The sequence below is a fragment of the Streptacidiphilus jeojiensis genome, assembly GCF_042510965.1.
Classification (GTDB): domain Bacteria; phylum Actinomycetota; class Actinomycetes; order Streptomycetales; family Streptomycetaceae; genus Streptacidiphilus; species Streptacidiphilus jeojiensis.
On sequence record NZ_JBEUKS010000007.1, the window covers coordinates 80,641 to 98,279 of the forward strand.

Annotated in this window: 15 protein-coding genes; 2 read left to right on the forward strand and 13 right to left on the reverse strand. The window is 71.8% G+C overall.

From position 1 onward, the window contains the following. Window position 1: 1 nt before the first annotated feature. Window positions 2-949: an ABC transporter ATP-binding protein gene (locus ABUW04_RS20200; protein WP_380566067.1), complete on the reverse strand. Its 948-nt coding sequence runs from the start codon at window positions 947-949 to the stop codon at window positions 2-4. Between the two features lie 225 nt (window positions 950-1,174). Here ABUW04_RS20200 and ABUW04_RS20205 point away from each other — a divergent pair, with 225 nt between their 5' ends. Continuing rightward, window positions 1,175-3,268, forward strand: coding sequence for a SpoIIE family protein phosphatase (locus tag ABUW04_RS20205; protein WP_380566068.1), 2,094 nt, complete (start codon window positions 1,175-1,177; stop codon window positions 3,266-3,268). Window positions 3,269-3,307: 39 nt separating this feature from the next. Here the strand turns inward: ABUW04_RS20205 and ABUW04_RS20210 are convergent, their stop codons facing one another. From ABUW04_RS20210 to ABUW04_RS20230, 5 genes are all read right to left on the reverse strand, one after another. After that, window positions 3,308-5,059 (reverse strand): RICIN domain-containing protein, encoded by a 1,752-nt coding sequence (locus tag ABUW04_RS20210; RefSeq protein ID WP_380566069.1) that lies wholly within the window; start codon window positions 5,057-5,059, stop codon window positions 3,308-3,310. An 87-nt stretch (window positions 5,060-5,146) separates the two neighbouring features. Continuing rightward, complete coding sequence (locus ABUW04_RS20215) at window positions 5,147-5,959, reverse strand: carbohydrate ABC transporter permease (RefSeq protein WP_380566070.1); 813 nt, start codon at window positions 5,957-5,959, stop codon at window positions 5,147-5,149. Next, complete coding sequence (locus tag ABUW04_RS20220) at window positions 5,956-6,948, reverse strand: carbohydrate ABC transporter permease (protein ID WP_380566071.1); 993 nt, start codon at window positions 6,946-6,948, stop codon at window positions 5,956-5,958. Before ABUW04_RS20220 ends, ABUW04_RS20215 begins: the two co-directional genes overlap by 4 nt. Window positions 6,949-7,010: 62 nt before the next feature. After that, a complete protein-coding gene (locus ABUW04_RS20225; protein WP_030260152.1) occupies window positions 7,011-8,264 on the reverse strand; it encodes a sugar ABC transporter substrate-binding protein in 1,254 nt (417 codons plus the stop codon). 70 nt (window positions 8,265-8,334) lie between these two features. Beyond that, complete coding sequence (locus tag ABUW04_RS20230) at window positions 8,335-10,308, reverse strand: glycoside hydrolase family 127 protein (protein ID WP_380566072.1); 1,974 nt, start codon at window positions 10,306-10,308, stop codon at window positions 8,335-8,337. Window positions 10,309-10,506: 198 nt separating this feature from the next. On the opposite strand from ABUW04_RS20230, the gene ABUW04_RS20235 reads away from it, so the two are divergent. Further along, window positions 10,507-11,529 (forward strand): LacI family DNA-binding transcriptional regulator, encoded by a 1,023-nt coding sequence (locus ABUW04_RS20235; protein ID WP_380566074.1) that lies wholly within the window; start codon window positions 10,507-10,509, stop codon window positions 11,527-11,529. Window positions 11,530-11,614: 85 nt separating this feature from the next. On the opposite strand, the gene ABUW04_RS20240 is transcribed toward ABUW04_RS20235, so the two are convergent. The 7 genes from ABUW04_RS20240 to ABUW04_RS20270 are packed head-to-tail and all read right to left on the reverse strand — an operon-like array spanning window position 11,615 to window position 17,607. Beyond that, window positions 11,615-12,700, reverse strand: a complete 1,086-nt coding sequence (locus tag ABUW04_RS20240) for a hypothetical protein (RefSeq protein WP_380566075.1) — start codon at window positions 12,698-12,700, stop codon at window positions 11,615-11,617. Continuing rightward, window positions 12,693-13,157, reverse strand: a complete 465-nt coding sequence (locus ABUW04_RS20245) for a GlcG/HbpS family heme-binding protein (protein WP_030260143.1) — start codon at window positions 13,155-13,157, stop codon at window positions 12,693-12,695. The genes ABUW04_RS20240 and ABUW04_RS20245 overlap by 8 nt, the downstream gene beginning before the upstream one ends. Next, the gene (locus tag ABUW04_RS20250) at window positions 13,154-13,966 is read right to left on the reverse strand and encodes an alpha/beta fold hydrolase (protein ID WP_030260139.1); all 813 of its coding nucleotides are present in this window, start codon (window positions 13,964-13,966) and stop codon (window positions 13,154-13,156) included. Before ABUW04_RS20250 ends, ABUW04_RS20245 begins: the two co-directional genes overlap by 4 nt. Window positions 13,967-13,970: 4 nt before the next feature. After that, a complete protein-coding gene (locus tag ABUW04_RS20255) occupies window positions 13,971-14,381 on the reverse strand; it encodes a VOC family protein (RefSeq protein WP_380566076.1) in 411 nt (136 codons plus the stop codon). Next, a complete protein-coding gene (locus tag ABUW04_RS20260; RefSeq protein ID WP_380566077.1) occupies window positions 14,378-15,184 on the reverse strand; it encodes a fumarylacetoacetate hydrolase family protein in 807 nt (268 codons plus the stop codon). The genes ABUW04_RS20255 and ABUW04_RS20260 overlap by 4 nt, the downstream gene beginning before the upstream one ends. Window positions 15,185-15,199: 15 nt before the next feature. Next, on the reverse strand, window positions 15,200-16,648 hold the full coding sequence (locus ABUW04_RS20265) for an NAD-dependent succinate-semialdehyde dehydrogenase (protein ID WP_380566078.1): 1,449 nt from the start codon (window positions 16,646-16,648) through the stop codon (window positions 15,200-15,202). Further along, a complete protein-coding gene (locus ABUW04_RS20270) occupies window positions 16,645-17,607 on the reverse strand; it encodes a VOC family protein (RefSeq protein ID WP_380566080.1) in 963 nt (320 codons plus the stop codon). Before ABUW04_RS20270 ends, ABUW04_RS20265 begins: the two co-directional genes overlap by 4 nt. Window positions 17,608-17,639 lie beyond the last annotated feature (32 nt).

Sequence of the window (17,639 nt, forward strand, 5' to 3'; positions counted from 1 at the left end):
GTCATGCGTCGGCCTCCTGCTGCTCGGTCAGGGCCAGGAACGCGGCCTCCAGCGGCGACACCACGGGGGCCAGCTCGCGCACCGCGATGTCCGCCCGCACCAGTGCGGCCACCAGTTCGTCCAGCGCGGGCAGCTGCGCGCTGACGACCAGCGCCTCGGCGCCGCGCCAGGCCGCCGACTCCTCGACCACGCGGATCCCGGCCGTCCCCGCGGCCAGCCGGCGCGTGGCCTCCGGGGCCGAGCTGAGCAGCCGGTACTCCAGCTCACGGCTCTCCCCCGCCAGCTTGTCCAGCGGGCCGGAGAAGCGGACCCGTCCGGTGGCCAGAATGGTGACCTCGGAGCAGAGCGCCTCCAGGTCGTCCATCCGGTGGCTGGACAGCACCACCGTGGTGCCCTCGGCCGCGAGCCGGGTGAGCACGCCGTGGACGTGCTTCTTGCCGGCCGGGTCGAGACCGTTGGCGGGCTCGTCGAGCACCAGCAGCCGGGGGTCGGTGAGCAGGGCGGCGGCCAGACCGAGCCGCTGACGCATCCCCAGCGAGAAGCCGCGCGCCTTGTCGTCGGCGACGTCGGTGAGCCCGACCTCGGCCAGCGCGCCGTCGATCCGCGGCCGCGCCGTCCGGGCGTCCTGGCCGCGCAGGGCGGCCAGCGCGGCCAGGTTCTGCCGGGCGGTCAGCGAGGGGTACAGGCCGGGCCCGTCCACGAATCCGGCGACGCCGCCGGGGGCCGCCAGGGCCCGCCCGACCGGCCTGCCCAGGATCTCGAGGTCGCCGGAGTCGGCGACGGCCAGCCCGAGCAGCAGCCCGAGCAGCGTCGTCTTGCCCGCGCCGTTCGGCCCGACCAGACCGTGGATCCGCCCGGGCAGCAGATCCAGGTCGACACCGTCCAGTGCGACGACATCGCCGAAGCACTTGGTCACCCCACGAGCCCGCACCACACGTTGCGTCCCCATAGCCCCTTCTCACAAGACACTCAGGGAACCTATGACATGACCACACCGCAGTCAGGGGCCGACGGTTGAACGTTCGTGGAACGGCAGACCACCGATTCATCGGGGACCGACACGTCTCCCACCCATCCCCGGCGGAGCAACCGTCCGGCCGGCCGAGTTGCGGCACACCGGAGCGCTGTGATGCTGATGGTGAACCGGCGCAACGGAGCAGGGACGGAGGCGGAGATGCCCGGGAGACGGCCGGCCGCGACCGACACGGCCCTGCTGGACGCCCTGTTCCAGGAGGCCCTGTCCGGCCTGTTCATCCTGGACGACCAGTTCCGGGTGGTCCGCTTCAACCACACCGCCCGCGGCGTCCGCGGCCTGCCCGACGACGATGTGCGCGGCCACCGGCTGGACGAGGTCGCCCCGGACATGATCACCCCGGAGGTGGCCGACCTCGCCCGCGCCGTGCTGGCCTCCGGAACCGCCGTCCGCGGCCGGCTGGTGCGGGGCTTCCCGCCCGGCGACCCGACCCGGGAGATGGTGGCCTCGGTCTCGCTGTTCCGGCTCAGGGACGAGGCGCGGCAGGTGCTGGGTCTCGCCGCCGTGGTCGAGGACGTCACCGAGCGTGAGCAGGCCCTGGAGCGCCTGGCCACCCTGCACGAAGGCCACCGGACCATCGGGACCTCACTGGACCCGGCCGCCACCGCCGACGAGCTGGCGGTGGTCGCGGTGCCCAGGTTCGCCGACACGGTCGTGGTGGACCTGCGCGACGACGCCCTGCGCGGCCAGGAACTGCGCCCGGGCCCGGTGGACGCCGCACTGCCGCTGCGCCGGGTGGCGCACCGCTCCACCGGCGCGCAGCAGCCCGGCTCCGTGCAGCTCGGGGCGCTGACCACGGTGCCGTTCCCCACCCCGTTCACCCAGAGCCTGGAGGACCTGCGGCCGCGGCTGCTCACCGACCTGGCCGAACAGGGACTGGACCAGTGGCCCTACCTGCGCTCCCCCGGCGCCGGCCAGGTGGACGACGCCCTGGTGGACTCGCTGATCGTGGCCCCGCTGGCCGCGCACGGGGTGCTCTTCGGCCTGGTCGGCTTCTACCGGGACCGGCACCGGGAGCCCTTCACCGAGCGGGACCTGGAACTGGCCGGGGAGCTGGCCGCGCGGGCCGCCATGAGCGTCGAACGGGCGCACAGCTTCACCCGGCAGCGCTCGATCGCCACCGCGCTCCAGCGCCATCTGCTGCCCTCCCCGCCCCCGCCGCTGGCCGCGATCACCACGGCCCACCTCTACCTGCCCGCGGGCACCGGCGGCGCCTGGTACGACCTGGTCCCGCTGTCCGGGGCCCGGGTGGCCCTGGTGGTCGGGGAGGTCGCCGGCCACGGCATCGAGACCGCCGCGGCCATGGGCCAGCTGCGCACCGCGGTGCAGACCCTGGCCGCCCAGGACCTGGCCCCGGACGAGCTGCTGGGCCGGCTGGACGAGACCATGCAGCGGCTGGCCCGCGACAGCGGCGGCGAGCCGGCCACCGCCTCCTGCCTCTACCTGGTCTACGACCCGGTCACCGGCGGCTGCGACGGTGCCAGCGCCGGGCACCGCACGCCGCTGGTCCTCGGCCCGGACGGCACCGAGCTGCCGCTGGACGTCCCGGTGGGAGCCCGGCTGGGCTCCGGCGAGGCGGGCTACCCCTCGGCGCAGCTGCGGCTGCCGCCCGGCAGCCTGCTCGCCCTGGCCACCGACGGCCTGCGGGCCGCGGGCGGCGCGAGCGGGAACGGGAACGGGAATGCCGACGGAGCCAGGAACGGGAGCGGGAACGGGAGCGGCCGGCTGGCCCAGGTGCTGGCCCAGCCCGACCAGGACCTGCAGTCGCTGTGCGACGCCGTCGCCTACGCCCTGGCCACCGACCGCCCCGAGCAGGACGCCATCCTGCTGCTGGCCCGCACCAGCGTGCTGGACGCCGACCAGGTCGCGCACTGGACCCTGCCGGCCGAGCCGTCCATCGTCTCCACCGCCCGCGATCTGACCCGGCGCCAGCTCACCGCCTGGGGGCTCGACGAGCTGGTCGACTCCACCGAACTGATCGTCAGCGAGCTGGTCACCAACGCCATCCGCTACGGCCAGGGGGCGGTGACGCTGCGGCTGATCCGGGCCGGCACGCTCTCCTGCGAGGTCTCCGACGCCAGCAGCAGCGCACCGCACATGCGGCTGGCCGCCGACGGCGACGAGGGCGGCCGCGGGCTCTTCCTGGTGATGCACGTCAGCAGCCGCTGGGGCACCCGCTACAACCCCCGGGGCAAGACCATCTGGTCCGAACAGCCGCTGCCCCCGCCGCCCTGAGGTCCAGGACGGCGGGGGCGGGCCGGTGGCGCCGCCGGGTCAGCGGGCGGTCAGGTTCCACAGGTGGTCGGCGGTGCCGTTGTCGTCCCACTGCAGCACCTGGGCGCCGGAGGCGGTGCTCATGTTGCTGACGCCGAGCAGCAGACCGCTGTTGTAGTTGGCGATCTTGTAGTGGCCGCTGCCGGCCGGGATCAGCTGCCACAGGTGGTCCGCGGTGCCGTTGTCACCCCAGATCAGCGCGGTGCCGCCGTCGGCGGTGCCGGCGTTGGTGATGCCCAGCAGCAGACCACTGGCCTTGTTGACGATCTTGTAGAGGCCGGATCCGGCGGCCGTCAGCGTCCAGGACTGGTCGCTGCCGCTGCTGGAGGCGGCCTGGTCGACCAGGGTGCCCTGGGCGGTGCCGGCGCCCGCGGTGTCCAGTGCCAGGCCGCTGTTGACGTTGGTGATCTGGTAGGTCCCGGCCAGCGTGCTGGAGCTGCCGCTGGGGGTGACCACCAGGTGGTAGCCGTAGGCCGCGTTGGTGGCCACCGGCACCGTGATCGAGCCGTTGACGACCGGGTAGTCCGTGTCGGAGATGGTGAACGGGGCGGAGACGGCGGTGGTGCGGCCCAGCGAGGGGGTGTACTCCAGCTTGACGTGCACGGTGCTGCCGAAGGCGCTCAGCGAGCCGAGCCCGTTGACGGTGACCGCGCTGGCGCCACTGCCGCCGCCGAAGACCACGCTGACCTGGTTGCCGGCGCTGTTGACGGAGGCGGCGCCGTCGATGCCGGTCTGCGCGGGCGGCACGGTGGTGACCATGCTGCCGGTCATCGACCCGTACCAGGAGTAGAGCCAGTAGGCGCCGTTCGGTGCGCCGCCGGTGTCCACCAGGGTGTCGCCGAGGGTGCCGTAGTGGTTCCAGAAGGCCATCTCGGCGTTGTTCACCCCGGCGCGCTCGAACTTGGCGACATAGCCGACCATCGCGCCGGGCACGCCGACCTCGCTGGTGGTGCCGTACTCCTCGATGGCGATCGGCCGCGGGCTGATCCCCAGAGTGGTCTCCAGGTTGCGGTAGGCGGCCACGTCCGCGGCGATGTTGGCGTCGCCCTGCAGTTCGTGCCAGCTGACGATGTCGGGGAGGGTGCCGCTGGCCTTGGCGTCGGTGAGGAAGGTGGTCATCCAGCCCAGGTTCCAGGCCGAGTAGCTCGGGCCCTGGATCGGCGTGCTGGTGTCCTTGGCGCGCACCTCCTTGTAGGTGGTGGCCCAGCCGGAGTCGAAGCTGCCCGCCGAGCTGGTGTTCCAGGTCCAGTCGGGCTCGTTCCACAGCTCGTAGGCGCTGATGTTGCTCGCGCCGGACGCCTTGACCGAGGCGACCTGGGTGTCCACGGCGGACAGCCAGTTGCTCCAGCTCACCCACTGGTAGGGGAAGTTGGGGTACCAGTCGGGCATCCGGACCACCACCTTGGCCCCGGCGCCGGCGGCCTCGGCGGCCACCTTCAGCGCGTCGCCGGCCGGGGCCGGCTCGCCGTTGGGCAGCTGGGTACCGCCCGGCGCCATCTGGACGAAGGTGTTGGGGTGCAGCGGCGCGACCACACTCGCGGCCGGGACTCCGGCGTTGGCCAGCCCGTAGAGGCTGCCCGAGGCGACATGGGTGACGGTGCGGAAGGGCTGGTTGGCGTCGACCACCAGGGTGGTGGCGGCGCTGGGTGCGGCATGGGCTGCGGTGCTGCCCAGGGTGGTGGCCGAGACGGCGAGGGCTACGGTGCCGAGCAGGGCGGTTGCCCTGCCCGCACGGGAACCTGCTGTGGTCACGGGTGCTCTCCTGACGGGTGCCGGGTGGGTGGTGCCGGGCGGTTGGTGCCGTGGTGCGGAGGAGCGGTACGAGGGGCCGGCGGCGGTTCAGTCCTTGACCGCACCGGCGGTGACGCCGGCCGCGACATAGCGCTGGGCCAGCACGAGCAGGAGCGCGGCGGGGATCGAGGCCACCACGGCGGTGGCCATGATCGCGTTCCACTCCTGGTTGTTGTTGCCGATGTAGCGGTAGATGCCGAGGGTGATCGGCTGCATGGAGCCGCCGCTGTCGAGGGTGTTGGCGAAGACGAAGTCGGACCAGGCCCACAGGAAGCTGAACAGCGAGACGGTCACCAGCGCGTTGCGGCTGACCGGCAGCACCACCGACCAGAAGGTGCGGACGCTGCCGGCGCCGTCGATCAGCGCTGCGGCGGTCAGCTCGTCCGGGATGCCGGACATGAACGCGGTGAAGATCATCACGCCGAACGGCACGGCGATGGTGGAGTCGGCCACGATCAGGCCCCACCAGGTGTTCATCAGACCGTAGTTGAGGAAGATCCCGTAGAACCCCATGGCCATCACGATGCCGGGGATCATCTGCGCGATCAGCAGCACCATGCCGAGCACCCCGCCGCCCCGGGGACGCAGCTTGGCCAGCGCGTAGGCGGCCGGGGCCGAGACCGCGAGGGTCAGCGCCACCGTGCCCAGGCCGATCAGCAGGCTGGTGAGCAGATAGGGCAGCTGGTCGTTGAGGACGGCCTGGTAGCCCTGGAAGGTGGGATGCAGCGGGAAGAGGTCCGGCGGGTCCTTGCGCATGTCCTGCTGCGGCGTCAGCGAGACATTGACCATCCAGTAGACCGGGAACAGCATCAGTGCGGTGAGCACGACGCCGACGGCCGTCCTGGTGCGGGAGCGGGTCATGCGTTCTGCCTCCTCTGGACGCGGATGTAGAGCAGGCCGAAGACCAGGGCGATCAGGATGAGGATGTTGCCGACCGCGGCCCCGGGGCCGAACTGCGGCAGCAGCGAGCCGAATCCGAACCGGTAGGACCAGGTGGCCAGGGTGGACGAGGCGTTCCCGGGACCGCCCTTTGTCATGATCCAGATCAGGTCGAAGACCTTGAGCGTGTAGACCAGGCCGAGCAGCAGCGTGATCGCCGAGACCGGTCGCAGCAGCGGGAAGGTGATCCGGCGGAACTGCTGCCAGGTCCCGGCGCCGTCGAGCGAGGCCGCCTCGTAGAGCTCGCCGGGGATGTTCTGCAGGCCGCTGTAGAGGATCACCAGGTTGAACGGGATGCCGATCCAGATGTTGGCGACGATCACCGAGGTCAGCGCCCAGCTGGGCGAGGTGAGCCAGTCCACCGGTGCCACCCCCACCAGGTGCAGTCCGTAGTTGACCACCCCGGACTCGCTGTTGAGCATCCAGGCCCAGGTCGAGGAGGAGACGATCAGCGGGAGCAGCCAGGGCACCAGGAACAGCGCCCGCAGCGTGCCGGACAGCCGGAAGCCGCGGTTGAAGAAGACCGCCAGCGCCAGTCCGGCCGCGTACTGCAGCAGGATCGAGACCAGCGTGAACACCATGGTGTTGCGCATGGCCGGCCAGAACGTCGGGTCGTGCAGCACCTGGGAGTAGTTGGCCCAGCCCGAGAACGGGGCGTCGTTGTCGACGAAGGAGCGGACCGTGTAGTGGTGCAGGCTCAGATCGAGGTTGCGGTACAGCGGATAGAGGTAGAAGGCGGCGAGGTAGCCGACCAGGGGCGCGATGAACGCCCAGGCGGTGAGCTGGCTGCGGCGGCGCTGCCGGCGCCGCCGGGTCCGCGCGGCGGGGTCGAGCGGTTCGGTCGGTTCGGCGGGGGTCGCCCTGGACGTGGCTGGTGACCGCTGGAGGCGATCGGCTCGGACGGTGGTCATGCTGACGGGGCTCCTCGGTGCGGTGGCGACGTCCAGGGACAGGCCCTCGAAGGGGGTGCCGGTCAGCCCTGGTGGTTGGCGACGGCGGTCTGCGCCGCGTCGAGGGCGGCCTGCGGGCTCTTGCCGCCGGACAGCGCCGACTGCACCGCGGTCCACATCTGCTCGGAGATCACCGGGTACTTGGTGCCCAGACCGCCGCTGGTCCGCCCCTTGGCCGCGGCCACCGCGGTCACCCAGGGCTTCAACTCGGCGTTGGCCGCCACCTGCTGGGTCTGCACCGCGCTGGTGGGCGCGATGTAGGACAGCGTGGTGTCGGTGGAGAGCAGGTTGGCGGAGCTGGTCAGGCAGGTGACGATCTTCTTGGTGGTGTCGTACCGGGAGGAGTCCTTCTGCACCGGGACGGTGACGAACTCGCCGCCGGTCGGCGCCGGGGCTGCCCCGCCGTTCTGCGCCGGGATGCTGATCACGCCGTACGGGAACCCGGCCTTGTCGGCGTTGGCCAGCTGCCAGGTGCCGTTCTCGCCGAAGGCGTACTGGCCGGTGGCGAACTCCTGCCAGCTGGTGGTCTGGGTGTTGCTGAGCACGTCGTTGGGGGCCAGCCCGTCGGAGACCCAGCCCTTCCACAGCGACAGCGCGGCGGCGCCGTTGGCGTTGTTCAGCTTGGTCAGGTCGCCGCCGGCGCCCCAGAACCAGGGCAGGAACTGGAAGCTGCCCTCCTCGGTGCCGATCGCGGAGAAGGTGATGCCCTTCTTGCCGGCGGCCTTGACCTTGTTCAGCGCCGCGGTGAGCGAGGCCCAGTCCTTGATCGCCGTCGGGTCGACCCCGGCGGCCTTCAGCACGTTCTTGTTGTAGTACAGCGCCAGGGTGTTGGCCCCGATCGGGATGCCGTAGGCGGAGCCGTCGACCGTCCCGGCGCCGATGATGTTCGCCTGGATCGCGGAGGTGTCCAGGCCCAGGTCGCTGGTCTTGTTCAGGATCCCGGCCTGCACCAGCGTGGACACCACCGGGTTGTCGACCAGCATCACGTCCGGGGCGTTGCCCTGCTGGGCGGCGAGCAGGGCCTTGTTGCCCAGGTCGGTGGTGTCCATCCCGGTGCGCTTGACGGTCACCCCGGCCTGGGTGCCGCACGAGGCGACCAGCTTGGCCCAGGCGGAGCCGGCGTCGAACTGCGGGTACGGGTCCCAGAAGGTGTACGTGGACGCCTTGGCGGTTCCGGAACCGGTCGCCGAGCCGCCGCCGGAGGAACAGGCGACTGCGGAGGCGAGCGTGCCGGTGGCCAGCAGGGTGGCCAGGAGGGTACGGCTCAGATGTCTCATGCTGGTAGACCTCGTTGTCTGCGGTGTCGGTACGACACGGGAATGGGACAGGGGTGGTGCTGACGGTTCTTCAGTCGGTCGGCAGCCAGACGCGCATGGCGCCGCTGCTCCGGTTGGCCCAGGCGTAGTACGGGATGGCGGTCAGCTCGATGGCGGTCCCCCCGTCCGGGGCGGGCGCGGGACTGTCGCTCTGCGCCTCCGGGCGGGCGCGGTAGGGCCACCAGCCGGACGCGGTGGGCGGCGGGGTGCTCCGGTTGCCTGCCGCGAGGACGGTGACCACGCCGCCGAGCAGGTCGGGGCGCTCCTTGACGGTGAGCGGGACGGCCGGGTCGATCGACACGTCGTCGAGCCCGCCGCCGGGGTGGTCGGCCTGTTCCAGGCAGTACACCAGCGGGCCGCGCTCGATCGCCGCGCAGCCGCGCACCGCGTCCACCCGCGGGTCGGCGACCACCAGACGCGGGGTCAGGTCGAGCTCCAGGACCAGCTCGTCCCCGGGCGCCCAGGTCCGCTCCACCCGCAGCCACCCCTCGGCGGCGACGGCTTCGGCGACCGGGTCGCCGCTGCCGCCGTGCCGCAGCGAGTAGCGGTCGCACCACTCCGGGATGCGCAGCGACAGCGTCCACGGCTGCCCGGGACTCTGCTCCACGGTGACCCGGATCCGGCCGTCCCGCGGATAGTCGGTGTTAACGCTCACAACTGCGGGCGCGCCGGCGGCGTCCCCGCTGAAACGGCCCGAGGCGTACTGGTGCAGTTGCAGGCCGTTCCCGTCGGTGGAGCTGAGGTAGTGCTCCAGGCTGGCCAGCAGCCGCATCACGTTCGGCGGGCAGCAGGCGCAGCGGAACCAGCGGGTGCGGCGCGACGACTGGTCGCCGCCGGCGTCGACGTAACCGTCGCGCACCTGGAGCGGATTGACGTACAGCCAGGTCTCCCCGTCCAGCGAGACCCCGGCCAGGAAGCCGTTGAACAGGGTGCGCTCGATCAGGTCGCTGTACCGGGCCCGCCCGGTGAGCAGGGCCAGCCGCCAGCTGAACTGGATCGAGGCGATGGCGGCGCAGGTCTCGCAGTAGGCGCGCTCGTTGGGGAGTTCGTAGGGGTCGCCGAAGTCCTCCTTGTCGTGGTGCGCGCCGACCCCGCCGGTCAGATGGGTCTTGGTGGTGGCCATGGCGTGCCAGAGCCGCTCGGACGCCTCGGTCAGCGCCGCCTCGCCGGTCTCCGTCGCCAGGTCGGCGGCGGCGGCCAGCAGGTAGAGCTGGCGCACCGCGTGGCCCTCCACCGTCTCCGCCTCGCGCAGCGGGACCCGGTCCTGGCAGTAGGCCTCGTTGCCGTGCAGCCCGTGGCCGTGCCGGTCCACGAAGTAGCCGGCCAGGTCCAGGTAGCGCTGCTCGCCGGTCTCCCGGTACAGCTCCACCAGGGCGGTCTCCACCTCGGGGTGGCCGTCGAAGCCGTCGATCGGCCGCCCGCTGTGCTCCGGTCCGAAGACGGAGTCGATGTGGTCGGCGAAACGCCGTGCGACGGCGAGCAGTTGCCCGCCCCCGGTGGCCCGGTGGTGCGCGACGGCGGCCTGGATGAGGTGGCCCGCGCAGTAGAGCTCGTGGCCCCAGCGCAGGTCCGAGTAGCGGCCCTCGCCCTTTCCGGTCTGGAACCAGGTGTTGAGGTAGCCGTCCTCCTCCTGAGCCTGCGCGACCAGCGCGATGATGCGCTCGACCTCGGCGGCCAGCGCGCCGGTGTCGCCGTCGCCCTGGGCCAGCTGCCAGGACGCCGCCTCCAGCCACTTGTAGACGTCGGAGTCCACGAAGGGGTAGTGGCCCTCGAAGGCCCCCTCCTCGGCGCCGGCGACCAGACGCAGATTGTGCAGATTGCCCGCGGATTCGAGCAGCTCCGGGCCCTGCGGGATGCTCACCCGGGCATTGGCCAGCCGTCGTTCGGCCCAGAACCCCGCGGTCACCGTCGGCCCGGCGGTGGGTCGCAGAGCGGCCCGCGCCTGCGGGCCGAGCCGGACCGGGCCGGTCGCGGTTGGGGTGGAGGTGGAGACGGTGCGGGACATGGAACTCCCAAGTTCGTTGCCGGGAAAGCAGGAGAGCTGGAAAGCTGAGCAAACCTTTTCCAAGCCGGAAACGTAAGGTCAACCTGGCGGGCCGTCAAGGGCTTGCGCAAGACGGGTTTTCGTCTGCCCACGACTGGTCAGCACGGGTCTTCGCTGGCACTATGAGGGAACCAAGCCCAAGTGAGAAAAGGATTGCCCGTGTCGGACCCGGTTCGCTCTCCCGCCAGGACGAGGGCCACCACCCTCACGGACGTGGCCACGCTCGCCGGTGTGAGCGTCGGGACTGCGTCCAAAGCCCTCAGCGGCAACGGCAGGATGCGTCCCGAGACCCGCCAACGCGTGCTGGACGCCGTCCAGGCCCTGGACTTCCGCCCCAACCCGCAGGCCCAGAGCCTGCACACCGGGCGCAGCTGGACCGTCGGGCTGATGACCACCGACGGCATCGGCCGCTTCAGCACCCCGGTCCTGCTGGGCGCGGAGGACGCGCTGGGCGCGGGGAAGATCTCGGTGCTGCTCTGCGACACCAGGGGCGACCAGATCCGCGAGCAGCACCATCTGGGCAATCTGATGGACCGTCGGGTGGACGGCATCATCGTCACCGGCCGCCGCACCGATCCGCGTCCGCCGCTGACCGGGGTCAGGGAGATCCCCGTGGTCTACGCCCTGTCACCGTCGACCGACCCGGCCGACACCTCGGTGGTCTCCGACGAGAGACACGGCTGCCAGCTGGCCGTGGACTACCTGCTCGGCTCCGGCCGCACCCGGATCGCCCATGTCACCGGACCGGCGCACCACGCCGCCGCCAGCGACCGGGCCCGCTTCACCACCGGGCTGCTCCAGCAGGCGTCCCTCGAACTCTCCACCGGGCGCGTGCACTTCGGCGACTGGAGCGAGGCCTGGGGCCGCCGTGCCGCGGACGCGGTGCTGCGCGCGGCGCCCGACACGGACGCCATCTTCTGCGGCAACGACCAGATCGCCCGAGGGGTCACCGACACCCTGCGCGAACGCGGCGTGCCGGTCCCGGAACAGGTCGCGGTGGTGGGCTACGACAACTGGGACACCATGACCCTGGCCGCCCGCCCCCCGCTGACCACCATCGACGTCGACCTGGTCGAGATCGGCCGGATCGCGGCCCTGCGCCTGCTGGAGGCCATCGACACCAACCCCAGCCCGGGCCTGCACCAGGTCCCCTGCCGCCTGGTGGTACGCGAGTCGGCGTGACCGGGCGCCGCCGTCCGGCGCAACGAAAAAGGTGCTGCCCGGCGAGCGTCCCCCCGGTCGCTCGCTGGACAGCACCCGCCCGTGGTCAGAGCTCGTTGCCCCAGAAGTACCGCGCTGCCATCTCCACCAGCTGCAGCTTGAGCCGCTCCTGATTGGCGGTCAGGCCGCTCTCCGCTGTGAAGGCGCCGTTGGTCGACAGGGCGATGTCGTCGATGTCGAGTTGTTCGGCTGCGGCGTCCACCCGGGCCACGATCTCGTCGACCGACTCCAGTTCGGGGGTGCGGACGTCGACCAGGCCCAGTGAGACCACGACGCCGGGGCGTACCCCGGACAGCGGGAATCGGGCCTGCTCCAGGGCCGGGTACTCGACGCAGATCCGGTCGAACGGCTGGCGCTCCTGGAAGACGGCCAGCGGCGCGTCGGCGTAGCCGGCGGTGAGGTCGGCGGCGCCGCCGGTGCTGAGGTCCAGGCCCAGGTGGAAGGTGTCCGGGGTCTCCAGGCCGTCGAGGACCGCCGCGTCCGCGGCCAGCATCCGCTCCACCAGCTCGACGGCGTCCAGGCCCAGTCCGGCGGCGCGTTCGGCCCCCCGCGCGCTGAGCAGGAAGCCGTAGAGCGGGTTGTGCAGCAGTACGTAGGCCACGCCCTCGGCCGCCAGCGCGGCGACCTCCGCACCGATGATCGCGCCCAGGGCCGCACCGGCCTCCTCGACGGCCTTCGGCTGCTCGCCCTCGACGGCCGAGAGCTCGGCGACGTAGCCGGGCGACGGCAGCGAGACCAGCAGCGGGAACTCGGTGACCCCGCGCAGGGCGCTGCTCTCGTGCTGCGCCAGCCGCGCCGCCCGCTCCAGCGGCCCGACCGCCCTGCGGCGCACCGGGACCGAAGCGCCGAGCAGCTCCGCCACCGGCCCGCCGAGCAGCTCCGGCCCGAAGCCGGAGACACCGTCGTGGACCACGCTCAGCGGGTCGGACCTGCGGAACCAGCCGTCGCTGACCGCCGCCAGGCCCAGCCTGCGCTGGGTGCTGACCGCCTCGGCGACGGCGGCGTCCTCGGCCGCGTCCAGCCCGGCATCGTCCAGCTCGCCGCGCAGGTTGGCGGCCCGTGCCTCCAGCAGCGCGGCCGGCGGGGTCAGGCCCGCATGGTGGTCGATGTGGTACTTGAAGTCGTCAGCCACGGTTCTCGACATCCTTCTTGAGGCCGGCCCAGTCCGGGAAGTCGGTGCTCAGGCCGGCGGCGGCGACGATCGCCCGGACGATGGCCTCGTCCTCGTCGGGGCTGCCGCCGGAGATGCCGACACCGCCGATGATCTCGTCGTCCTGCTTGAGGGTGAAGCCGCCCTTGGTGGCGACGATCGGGTGCTGGCCCATCCGGGCGACCTGGCTGAAGAAGACCGGGTCGCTGGCGGACCAGCCCTGCAGCTTGACGGTCGGACGCTGCATCACGGCCGCCGAGTAGGCCTTGGACAGGGCGATGCTCGGGGTCATCGGGCGGGCGCCGTCCATCCGCTCCACCGCCACGATGAAGCCGCCGTAGTCGACGACGGCGATGCTCAGCGCCTTGCCCAGCTCGGTGGCGTGCTTGCGCGCGTCCTCGATCAACCGGGTGGCCAGGGCCAGGGATGGGGCGCTCATGCGGTCACCGTCTCCTCGTTGGGGTAGGCCAGCTGGAGGAAGCGTTCCAGGGCCGCGTTGAACAGCTCGGGCTTCTCCCAGTACATGGCGTGCGGCGCGTCCGGGACCAGGTCCAGGTGCGCGTGGTCCAGCAGTTCGGCGGCCCGGGTCACGGTCTTGCCGCTGAGCACCGCGTCGTCAGCGCCGGCCAGGAAGTAGATCGGGATGCCGGAGGCGTTGATCTCGGCCACCGTCGGGCCGTCGGTGTCCAGGTTCCGCAGGTCCTGCATCTTGGCCCGGTTGAAGGTGCCCATCTGCCGGAACAGGAAGGTCTTGGCCGGGTCGGTCTCCCGGAAGGCCCGGGTCAGCAGCCGGTCCAGCACCGGCAGCTTCACCGCCTCGGCCCGGTCGGCGGCGACCAGCGGGGACAGCTCGGGGTCGCTGATGCCGCCCAGCGAGTGCGCCAGCACCACCCCGGCCACCAGCCCCGGCTCGGCCAGCGCCGCGCGCAGAGCGGCCACCGCGCCGATGGACTGGCCGGCCAGCACGGCCCGGTCGATCCCGGCGTCCTTGAGCACCGCGATGATGTCGCCGGGGAACAGCCCCGCGTCCAGCCCCTCGCTGAGGTCGACCGCGGCGGCCGCGTCCGAGGTGCGGCCGAAGCCGCGCAGGTCCAGGGTGACCACGGTGTAGCGGCGGCTCAGCGCCGACACCTGCTGCCACCAGGCGGCGTGGTGCCCGCCGGAGCCGTGCACCAGGACGACGGCGGGGCCTTCGCCGTGGGTCTCGTAGTAGACGGACGTGCCGTCAGCAGTCTTCGCGTAAGGCATCGGGTCACTCAGCTCCGTGCGCGGTCGCCGGCTTACCGCCGCCCAGGGGCGGTCGGTTGCCGTGGTAGACCAGCTCGATCATGGTGTGGTCGGGGTCGTGGATGTAGCAGAACTTGGAGTTGTTCTCCGGGCGCTCGATCGGCCGGGTGTGCCGGATCCCCAGCGACTTGAGGTGCGCCAGGAACTCGTCCCAGTCCTCCACCTCCATCGCGAAGTGGTACGGCGACATCCGGTCCATCTCCTCGACCGGGGTGAAGTGCAGGTCGAAGTTGCCGCGCGTCATCAGCACGACCTTGGTGTTGCTCTTGGGCGTGATCCGCTTCAGGCCGAACACCTGGGTGTACCAGGCGGCGGTGCGATCGGGGTCGGTGGTGGGGAAGTTGACGTGGTGGATGTAGGCAGGTCGGGTACTCATGGGTTCTCCTCGGCCGCCGAGGGCGGCTCCTCTTGGACGACGGGATTGCTCAGGACGCCGATACCGGAGATCTCGACGGAGAGCGTGTCGCCGACGTTCATCGCCACGGTCGCGTCGGCGCCCATCCACAGCACATCGCCCGGGTGCAGGGTGATGTAGCGGGAGGTCTCGACGATGTAGTCGTAGGGGTCGAAGATCATGCCGCCGGTGGCGAACTCGGCGGCGGTGACCCCGTTCAGCGTCACCGTGGTGGTGGAGGCCATCGGGTCGACCTCGGTCTCGATCCACGGCCCCATCGGCTTGAAGCTGTCGCTGTTCTTCGCCCGCCAGAACGTGCGGTCGGCGCGCTGCCACTCGCGGGCGCTGACGTCGTTGCCGATCGTCCAGCCGAAGACCCCGGCCCTGGCCTCCTCCCGCGAGCAGCGGCGCAGCCGCCGGCCGATGACCGCCACCAACTCGCCCTCGGCCTCCAGCAGTCCGGTGAAGTCGGCCGGACGGACCACCGGCTGCCCGTGGCCGGTCAGCGCGTTGGCGGCCCGGTAGCCGACCTCGGGCCGCTCGGGCAGGTTGGGCTTCGTCCCCATCCGCTCGGCGACGTGGCGGATGTGGTCGGCGTAGTTGTAGCCCACCGCGTAGAAGGTCGGCGGCACCACCGGTGGCAGCAGCTCGACCTGATCCAGCGTCAGCAGCTCACCGGTGGGCTCGGGTTCGGCCCAGGGCTCGCCGTGCACCGGGTGCACCCCCACCTCGTCCAGTGCGGCGAAGCCGGTGCGCCCACCGGCCCGGAAGCGTATCCACCTCATCTCAGGCCTCCCATGTCAGGCCTGCAGCCGGTGCGAGACCCGCTTGGTGACCAGGTAGCCGTCCAGGCCCTCGGCGCCGCCCTCGCGTCCGTAGCCGCTCTCCTTGTAGCCGCCGGAGGGCGCCTGCGGCACTGAGCCGCCGGTGTGGTTGATCGACAGGATGCCCGCCTCGAAGCCGCGGACCAGCCGGTCCGCGGTGTCGGCGCGGTTGGTGAAGCCGTAGGCCGCCAGGCCGTAGGGCAGCGCGTTGGCCTGCCGCAGCGCCTCGTCCAGGTCGTCGAAGACGATCACCGGGGCGAGCGGGCCGAACGGCTCGTCGGAGAGGATCGCCGCGTCCGCGGGGACGTCGACCAGCACCGTGGGCGGGTAGAAGTAGCCCGGCCCGTCCGGGATCTCACCACCGGTCAGGACCGTGGCGCCCTTCTCCCTGGCGTCGGTGACCAGTCGGTGCACCGCCTCCCGGCGGCGGGCGTTGACCAGCGGGCCCATCTGCACCCCGGGCTCCAGCCCGTTGCCGACCCGGACCGCCTCGCTGGCCTCGACCAGGGCGGTGGTGAACTCCTCGGCGATGGAGCGGTGCACGAAGAAGCGGCTGGGCGAGGTGCAGACCTGGCCGGCGTTGGCGTACTTGCCGCGGGCGCAGGCCACCGCCGCCGACTTGGGGTCGGCGTCCGCGCAGACGATCACCGGGGCGTGGCCGCCCAGCTCCATCGCCGAGGGCTTCATCACCGAGGCGGCCCGCTGGGCCAGGTGCTTGCCCACCGGGATGGACCCGGTGAAGGCGACGAACCGGATCACCGGGGAGACGATCACATGGCTGGACACCTCCTCCGGCACGCCGAAGACCAGGTTGAGCACCCCGGCCGGCAGCCCGGCGTCGTGGAACGCCCGGGTGATCAGGACGGCGGTGCCGGGAACCTCCTCCGAGGCCTTGATGACGATGGAGCAGCCGGCCGACACCGCGGCGGCGATCTTCCGCATCGGGCTCCCGGCCGGGAAGTTCCACGGTACGAAGGCGGCGACCGGGCCGATCGGCTCGCGCAGCACGGTGAGGTTCTCGCCCGGTCCGGTCGGGATGATCCGGCCGTAGGCCCGGCGGGCCTCCTCGCAGTCCCACTCCAGCAGGTTGGCCACCCGCAGCACCTCGCCGGCGGCCTCGGCCAGCGGCTTGCCCTGCTCCATGGTCATCACCCGGCCGATCTCCTGCGCGCGTTCGCGCAGCAGCCGGGCGGCGGTGTGCAGGATCCGCGAGCGGGTCTCGATCGGGGTGTCCCGCCAGCTGCGCCAGCCGCGGTCGGCGGCCTCCAGCGCGGCGTCCAGGTCGGCCGGCTCGGCGAGCGGGAGCTCACCGAGCACCTGCCCGGTGGCCGGGTCCACGACGGGCTCCCGGCGGGTGCCGCTGCCCTGGGTCCACGCGCCGTCGATGTACAGCGCCAGGGGCGGGTAGGAGCTGGTGGCGGTCATGCCTCGCCCTCTCGATCGTTGTCGCGGTTGGTCTGCTCGCGGTTGGTCTGCAGGGTCCAGATGTGGTGCGGCGGCGTGGTCTCGTGCACCCGGGTCTCGAAGCTGTCGTCCGCACGGTCCATGTCGGCCGCGTACTCCACCCGGCCCCCGCAGGGGGCGTGCACGAAGCGGAAGACATTGGAGCCGACCGTGTGCCGACCCAGTTTCCGTGCCTCGCGCCAGCCCTGCTCGATCATGTGGTTGGCGCCGAGCACGACCTCGTCGAAGTCCCGTACCTCATAGGCGGTGTGGTTGAGGCCGGCCCGGTCCGGGCGGTGGCACAGCAGCATGGTGTGCTGGTCGGAGTCGCCCTCGGCACGCATGAAGGTGCCCATCGGCTTGACCACGTCGGTGGCGCGGAAGCCCAGCCGGTCCAGGTAGAAACCGGTGGCCCGCTCGCGCCCCTCCTTGGGGATGTTCAGCGCGACATGGCACAGCCGCAGCGGCCGGACCCGCCCGAAGGGGTCGATCGGGGCGTTCCAGCGCCGGACGTCCCCATGCTGGTTCACCGGCCTGGCAATTGGCTGTGAATCCTCATCATGCGAATCCTGCGGCGCGACGACCGCGAAGCCGATGCCGTAGCCGGTCTCGTCCACGGTGTGCAGCACCCCGTCGCCGTCCACGGTGACCTCGCGGTCCCGGCTCAGCTCGGCGTGCAGCCGGTCCAGGTCGGCCTGGGACTCGACGCCCCAGACGATCTCGCGGATCGTGGACCCGGGCTCGACGCCGGCCGGCAGGTCGGGGTCGTCGAGCGGCCGCAGTTCCACGATCTGACCGGTCCTGGTGGCCAGTTCGACCGACGCGCCGACCGCAGTGTCGGACTTCCGCACCGGGTCGAGTCCGAAATCCTCGAAGAACCTGGTGCACTCGGCCACGTCCTCGACCCCGTACACCGCGCGCTCAATCCGGATAATTGCCATGGGGCCTTCCCGTCGTATTCGGCGAACTCGCG

Excerpts from the sequence above, each read along its gene's own strand:
- ABUW04_RS20200 (WP_380566067.1), bottom strand. The coding sequence starts at position 949 with ATGGGGACGCAACGTGTGGTGCGGGCTCGTGGGGTGACCAAGTGCTTC.
- ABUW04_RS20205 (WP_380566068.1), top strand. The coding sequence starts at position 1,175 with ATGCCCGGGAGACGGCCGGCCGCGACCGACACGGCCCTGCTGGACGCC.
- ABUW04_RS20215 (WP_380566070.1), bottom strand. The coding sequence starts at position 5,959 with ATGACCCGCTCCCGCACCAGGACGGCCGTCGGCGTCGTGCTCACCGCA.
- ABUW04_RS20220 (WP_380566071.1), bottom strand. The coding sequence starts at position 6,948 with ATGACCACCGTCCGAGCCGATCGCCTCCAGCGGTCACCAGCCACGTCC.
- ABUW04_RS20225 (WP_030260152.1), bottom strand. The coding sequence starts at position 8,264 with ATGAGACATCTGAGCCGTACCCTCCTGGCCACCCTGCTGGCCACCGGC.
- ABUW04_RS20230 (WP_380566072.1), bottom strand. The coding sequence starts at position 10,308 with ATGTCCCGCACCGTCTCCACCTCCACCCCAACCGCGACCGGCCCGGTC.
- ABUW04_RS20245 (WP_030260143.1), bottom strand. The coding sequence starts at position 13,157 with ATGAGCGCCCCATCCCTGGCCCTGGCCACCCGGTTGATCGAGGACGCG.
- ABUW04_RS20250 (WP_030260139.1), bottom strand. The coding sequence starts at position 13,966 with ATGCCTTACGCGAAGACTGCTGACGGCACGTCCGTCTACTACGAGACC.
- ABUW04_RS20255 (WP_380566076.1), bottom strand. The coding sequence starts at position 14,381 with ATGAGTACCCGACCTGCCTACATCCACCACGTCAACTTCCCCACCACC.
- ABUW04_RS20260 (WP_380566077.1), bottom strand. The coding sequence starts at position 15,184 with ATGAGGTGGATACGCTTCCGGGCCGGTGGGCGCACCGGCTTCGCCGCA.
- ABUW04_RS20265 (WP_380566078.1), bottom strand. The coding sequence starts at position 16,648 with ATGACCGCCACCAGCTCCTACCCGCCCCTGGCGCTGTACATCGACGGC.
- ABUW04_RS20270 (WP_380566080.1), bottom strand. The coding sequence starts at position 17,607 with ATGGCAATTATCCGGATTGAGCGCGCGGTGTACGGGGTCGAGGACGTG.